The 6,560-nt window shown below is 45.9% G+C and carries 3 protein-coding genes and 2 rRNA genes; 4 read left to right on the forward strand and 1 reads right to left on the reverse strand.

The genetic code is table 11. The annotated features are described in order from the left end of the window. The first annotated feature begins 28 nt into the window (after positions 1–28). Positions 29–640: a KinB signaling pathway activation protein KbaA gene (kbaA, locus tag AC1DKZ_RS27650; protein WP_431183323.1), complete on the forward strand. Its 612-nt coding sequence runs from the start codon at positions 29–31 to the stop codon at positions 638–640. 124 nt (positions 641–764) lie between these two features. Here the strand turns inward: kbaA and pdaB are convergent, their stop codons facing one another. Further along, positions 765–1,529: a polysaccharide deacetylase family sporulation protein PdaB gene (pdaB, locus tag AC1DKZ_RS27655; protein ID WP_113938444.1), complete on the reverse strand. Its 765-nt coding sequence runs from the start codon at positions 1,527–1,529 to the stop codon at positions 765–767. Positions 1,530–1,722: 193 nt separating this feature from the next. Here pdaB and AC1DKZ_RS27660 point away from each other — a divergent pair, with 193 nt between their 5' ends. The 3 genes from AC1DKZ_RS27660 to AC1DKZ_RS27670 all read left to right on the forward strand — a co-directional run bounded on the left by AC1DKZ_RS27660 (position 1,723) and on the right by AC1DKZ_RS27670 (position 6,546). Then, positions 1,723–1,941: a hypothetical protein gene (locus AC1DKZ_RS27660; RefSeq protein WP_002139933.1), complete on the forward strand. Its 219-nt coding sequence runs from the start codon at positions 1,723–1,725 to the stop codon at positions 1,939–1,941. A gap of 224 nt (positions 1,942–2,165) precedes the next feature. Then, positions 2,166–3,587: ribosomal RNA gene (locus AC1DKZ_RS27665) — 16S ribosomal RNA — on the forward strand. Between the two features lie 156 nt (positions 3,588–3,743). After that, positions 3,744–6,546, forward strand: a 23S ribosomal RNA gene (locus AC1DKZ_RS27670). Together the 16S and 23S rRNA genes form the textbook arrangement of a ribosomal RNA operon. The last annotated feature ends 14 nt before the right edge of the window (positions 6,547–6,560 follow it).

Here is a 6,560-nt window from a genome sequence, read left to right on the forward strand (position 1 = left end):
GAAATATAAGAATAATGGGGGATGTGTTGTGAATAGCCGCAAGTGGGTACGACTATTTTTTACGACGTTGTTTCTTGGTGGGATTAGCACAGTCTTTATTGGTTTTATTTTAGAGTGGGACAAGTACGCTAAATTTTTTCAAAATTTCGACGGAAAAGAGATTTTAGCAATTTCCTTTTGGTTGATGGGCGTAGGATTTATTTTTAGTGTTATAAGTCAAATGGGGTTCTTTGCGTATTTAACGATCCATCGTTTTGGATTAGGGATGTTTCGGTCATCTTCTTTATGGAATACAGTGCAACTGTTCTTTATTGCGTTCGTATTGTTTGATTTCGTTTATTTAAGGTCAGTACTTGTTGCAAATGGGGAAGTTTCATTAGGGAATAACATACTTGTTGCTGGGATGTTATTTGTGTTTGGGGCAATTGTCGCTTATATAAAGAGTAAAGAAACGAATAAAAAAGCATTTGTTCCCGCTCTGTTCTTTATGGTCGTTGTAACAATTCTTGAATGGGTACCAGCGCTCCGGATTAATGATACAGATTGGTTATATTTAATGGTGATACCACTTCTATTATGTAATTCATATCAGTTACTTGTATTGCATCGTTTAATTGGACAAAAGAGTAAGTCAGCTTAATGAGGAGAGTGGATTTTTAATTATCCAGATTCTTATCGTCTGTAAATGCTAGTATAAAAAAGCTCTGCTATCTTAACAAAAGATAGCAGAGCTTTTTATGTGTGAAGAACCGTGTAGAAAGGAACTACTTAATATCTTCACTTTTTGTACTTGTGTTGGAAATAAGTTGTGATACAGATGTTTGTTCATATCCGTCGCTCTTTAATTTTTGTAAGAGTAATGGTAAAGCCTTATTTGTTTGAAGGGCAGAATCAGAAGCATGTAATAAGACGATATCTCCACCCTTTAAATTGCTAGAGACTGTGGAAATGATTTTATTTACGCCGGGATTTTTCCAGTCATTTGAATTGTTACTCCAATGAACGATGGTGTATCCGAGTGATTCCGCTATTTTAAGAGTTGTTTTGTTAAAATCGCCACTAGGTGGACGTAATAGCTTGACTTGTTTTACGCCAAGTTTCGTAAAAACATCTTGTGCCCGCAAAAGATCTCGTCGTATTTCATTTGCTTCTAGTGAATTGTAGGATGTGTAATTATAGCCCATACTACCAATCTCATGTCCATCTTTCATGATGCGTTCGACAATATCAGGGTGTCTTTCAGCCCATGCAGCAGAGAGAAAGAAGGTTGCATTCTTAATTTCTCTTTCTTTGAGTGTATTAAGGATTGGAATAGCTTTTTTGTCCCCCCAACTAATGTCAAACGTGAATGCAACTTGTTTTTTTGCAGTGTCCCCTTTGTAAATCACTTTAGGGCCAGTAGCAGTTGAAAAAGCAGATTCATGTGAATATGTTTTTAAAAAGAGTAGCCATGCTGTAAATAAGGAAAGTACGATTATTAAGCTAATGTGTTTAAATGTTCTTTTACTCGTAATAAAAAAGAAAAACATAATATTACGCCCCTTTGTCCAATCCTTTTCAGTTACATATATGCTTTAAATTAAAAAAAGAGAACAAGGGATTAATATCGTAAGTGGTGGATATAATGAGTGATAGAATTTTGTTTTTTGATGATACATTATTAATAATTGAAAATGAGTGGGGCGTTTATAGGCACACGTAAGGAGTTATTGGGGTGATAATTTGCTTGGGATTATGTTGACGAAGGAAGAGAAAAAAGAAATGGAATACATACTGAAGAGAGAGTTAGAGGAACTTTTATTTGATTTTGAAGATGAGCGTATACATAGCGTTGTAAAAAAGGCGATGGAAGAAAGGTATAAAATCATTTTTTGTTTATTTCGGAGAGTTGCTAATAGGGAAGAATGTATTCGTTATGTAAGAAAAAGAATTTTTTATTAAAAAGTATTGACGTTAAGAATAAGTATATGATAAATTAATAAACGTCGCTGATGCAGAAACGCAGAAAACGGCAAAAAAGAAATTGAAAAACTTAGTTGACATCGAAAAATGAAGATGTTAACATAAGGAAGTCGCAAATGAGCGACCAAGTAGTTCTTTGAAAACTGAACGAAACAAACAACGTGAACGTCAATTTTTATTTTTAGATGCTAGACAAACTAACTTTATTGGAGAGTTTGATCCTGGCTCAGGATGAACGCTGGCGGCGTGCCTAATACATGCAAGTCGAGCGAATGGATTAAGAGCTTGCTCTTATGAAGTTAGCGGCGGACGGGTGAGTAACACGTGGGTAACCTACCCATAAGACTGGGATAACTCCGGGAAACCGGGGCTAATACCGGATAATATTTTGAACTGCATAGTTCGAAATTGAAAGGCGGCTTCTACGGGAGGCAGCAGTAGGGAATCTTCCGCAATGGACGAAAGTCTGACGGAGCAACGCCGCGTGAGTGATGAAGGCTTTCGGGTCGTAAAACTCTGTTGTTAGGGAAGAACAAGTGCTAGTTGAATAAGYTGGCACCTTGACGGTACCTAACCAGAAAGCCACGGCTAACTACGTGCCAGCAGCCGCGGTAATACGTAGGTGGCAAGCGTTATCCGGAATTATTGGGCGTAAAGCGCGCGCAGGTGGTTTCTTAAGTCTGATGTGAAAGCCCACGGCTCAACCGTGGAGGGTCATTGGAAACTGGGAGACTTGAGTGCAGAAGAGGAAAGTGGAATTCCATGTGTAGCGGTGAAATGCGTAGAGATATGGAGGAACACCAGTGGCGAAGGCGACTTTCTGGTCTGTAACTGACACTGAGGCGCGAAAGCGTGGGGAGCAAACAGGATTAGATACCCTGGTAGTCCACGCCGTAAACGATGAGTGCTAAGTGTTAGAGGGTTTCCGCCCTTTAGTGCTGAAGTTAACGCATTAAGCACTCCGCCTGGGGAGTACGGCCGCAAGGCTGAAACTCAAAGGAATTGACGGGGGCCCGCACAAGCGGTGGAGCATGTGGTTTAATTCGAAGCAACGCGAAGAACCTTACCAGGTCTTGACATCCTCTGAAAACTCTAGAGATAGAGCTTCTCCTTCGGGAGCAGAGTGACAGGTGGTGCATGGTTGTCGTCAGCTCGTGTCGTGAGATGTTGGGTTAAGTCCCGCAACGAGCGCAACCCTTGATCTTAGTTGCCATCATTAAGTTGGGCACTCTAAGGTGACTGCCGGTGACAAACCGGAGGAAGGTGGGGATGACGTCAAATCATCATGCCCCTTATGACCTGGGCTACACACGTGCTACAATGGACGGTACAAAGAGCTGCAAGACCGCGAGGTGGAGCTAATCTCATAAAACCGTTCTCAGTTCGGATTGTAGGCTGCAACTCGCCTACATGAAGCTGGAATCGCTAGTAATCGCGGATCAGCATGCCGCGGTGAATACGTTCCCGGGCCTTGTACACACCGCCCGTCACACCACGAGAGTTTGTAACACCCGAAGTCGGTGGGGTAACCTTTATGGAGCCAGCCGCCTAAGGTGGGACAGATGATTGGGGTGAAGTCGTAACAAGGTAGCCGTATCGGAAGGTGCGGCTGGATCACCTCCTTTCTATGGAGAATTGATGAACGGAGAGCGCCTGCCTTGCACGCAGGAGGTCAGCGGTTCGATCCCGCTAGGCTCCACCAAAAAGCTATTTTATATAGCAAATGGTATGTTCTTTGAAAACTAGATAACAGTGTAGCTCATATTTTTTAATTTTAGTTTGGTTAAGTTAGAAAGGGCGCACGGTGGATGCCTTGACACTAGGAGTCGATGAAGGACGGGACTAACGCCGATATGCTTCGGGGAGCTGTAAGTAAGCTTTGATCCGAAGATTTCCGAATGGGGAAACCCACTGAGCGAAACGGAATCTAGCCCAAACCAAGAGGCTTGCCTCTTGGGGTTGTAGGACATTCTATACGGAGTTACAAAGGAACGAGGTAGACGAAGCGACCTGGAAAGGTCCGTCACAGAGGGTAATAACCCCGTAGTCGAAACTTCGTTCTCTCTTGAATGTATCCTGAGTACGGCGGAACACGTGAAATTCCGTCGGAATCTGGGAGGACCATCTCCCAAGGCTAAATACTCCCTAGTGATCGATAGTGAACCAGTACCGTGAGGGAAAGGTGAAAAGCACCCCGGAAGGGGAGTGAAAGAGATCCTGAAACCGTGTGCCTACAAATAGTCAGAGCCCGTTAATGGGTGATGGCGTGCCTTTTGTAGAATGAACCGGCGAGTTACGATCCCGTGCRAGGTTAAGYTGAAGAGRCGGAGCCGCAGCGAAAGCGAGTCTGAATAGGGCGTTTAGTACGTGGTCGTAGACCCGAAACCAGGTGATCTACCCATGTCCAGGGTGAAGTTCAGGTAACACTGAATGGAGGCCCGAACCCACGCACGTTGAAAAGTGCGGGGATGAGGTGTGGGTAGCGGAGAAATTCCAATCGAACCTGGAGATAGCTGGTTCTCCCCGAAATAGCTTTAGGGCTAGCCTTAAGTGTAAGAGTCTTGGAGGTAGAGCACTGATTGAACTAGGGGTCCTCATCGGATTACCGAATTCAGTCAAACTCCGAATGCCAATGACTTATCCTTAGGAGTCAGACTGCGAGTGATAAGATCCGTAGTCAAGAGGGAAACAGCCCAGATCGCCAGCTAAGGTCCCAAAGTGTGTATTAAGTGGAAAAGGATGTGGAGTTGCTTAGACAACTAGGATGTTGGCTCAGAAGCAGCCACCATTTAAAGAGTGCGTAATAGCTCACTAGTCGAGTGACTCTGCGCCGAAAATGTACCGGGGCTAAATACACCACCGAAGCTGCGAATTGATACCAATGGTATCAGTGGTAGGGGAGCGTTCTAAGTGCAGTGAAGTCAGACCGGAAGGACTGGTGGAGCGCTTAGAAGTGAGAATGCCGGTATGAGTAGCGAAAGACGGGTGAGAATCCCGTCCACCGAATGCCTAAGGTTTCCTGAGGAAGGCTCGTCCGCTCAGGGTTAGTCAGGACCTAAGCCGAGGCCGACAGGCGTAGGCGATGGACAACAGGTTGATATTCCTGTACCACCTCTTTATCGTTTGAGCAATGGAGGGACGCAGAAGGATAGAAGAAGCGTGCGATTGGTTGTGCACGTCCAAGCAGTTAGGCTGATAAGTAGGCAAATCCGCTTATCGTRAAGGCTGAGCTGTGATGGGGAAGCTCCTTATGGAGCGAAGTCTTTGATTCCCCGCTGCCAAGAAAAGCTTCTAGCGAGATAAAAGGTGCCTGTACCGCAAACCGACACAGGTAGGCGAGGAGAGAATCCTAAGGTGTGCGAGAGAACTCTGGTTAAGGAACTCGGCAAAATGACCCCGTAACTTCGGGAGAAGGGGTGCTTTCTTAACGGAAAGCCGCAGTGAATAGGCCCAAGCGACTGTTTAGCAAAAACACAGGTCTCTGCGAAGCCGTAAGGCGAAGTATAGGGGCTGACACCTGCCCGGTGCTGGAAGGTTAAGGAGAGGGGTTAGCGTAAGCGAAGCTCTGAACTGAAGCCCCAGTAAACGGCGGCCGTAACTATAACGGTCCTAAGGTAGCGAAATTCCTTGTCGGGTAAGTTCCGACCCGCACGAAAGGTGTAACGATTTGGGCACTGTCTCAACCAGAGACTCGGTGAAATTATAGTACCTGTGAAGATGCAGGTTACCCGCGACAGGACGGAAAGACCCCGTGGAGCTTTACTGTAGCCTGATATTGAATTTTGGTACAGTTTGTACAGGATAGGCGGGAGCCATTGAAACCGGAGCGCTAGCTTCGGTGGAGGCGCTGGTGGGATACCGCCCTGACTGTATTGAAATTCTAACCTACGGGTCTTATCGACCCGGGAGACAGTGTCAGGTGGGCAGTTTGACTGGGGCGGTCGCCTCCTAAAGTGTAACGGAGGCGCCCAAAGGTTCCCTCAGAATGGTTGGAAATCATTCGTAGAGTGCAAAGGCATAAGGGAGCTTGACTGCGAGACCTACAAGTCGAGCAGGGACGAAAGTCGGGCTTAGTGATCCGGTGGTTCCGCATGGAAGGGCCATCGCTCAACGGATAAAAGCTACCCCGGGGATAACAGGCTTATCTCCCCCAAGAGTCCACATCGACGGGGAGGTTTGGCACCTCGATGTCGGCTCATCGCATCCTGGGGCTGTAGTCGGTCCCAAGGGTTGGGCTGTTCGCCCATTAAAGCGGTACGCGAGCTGGGTTCAGAACGTCGTGAGACAGTTCGGTCCCTATCCGTCGTGGGCGCAGGAAATTTGAGAGGAGCTGTCCTTAGTACGAGAGGACCGGGATGGACGCACCGCTGGTGTACCAGTTGTTCTGCCAAGGGCATAGCTGGGTAGCTATGTGCGGAAGGGATAAGTGCTGAAAGCATCTAAGCATGAAGCCCCCCTCAAGATGAGATTTCCCATAGCGTAAGCTAGTAAGATCCCTGAAAGATGATCAGGTTGATAGGTTCGAGGTGGAAGCATGGTGACATGTGGAGCTGACGAATACTAATAGATCGAGGACTTAACCATATAATATGAAGCAA

Source organism: Bacillus sp. 05T21 (genome assembly GCF_056396785.1).

Coding starts and splice junctions, on each gene's coding strand:
- pdaB (WP_113938444.1), bottom strand. CDS start 1,529: ATGTTTTTCTTTTTTATTACGAGTAAAAGAACATTTAAACACATTAGC.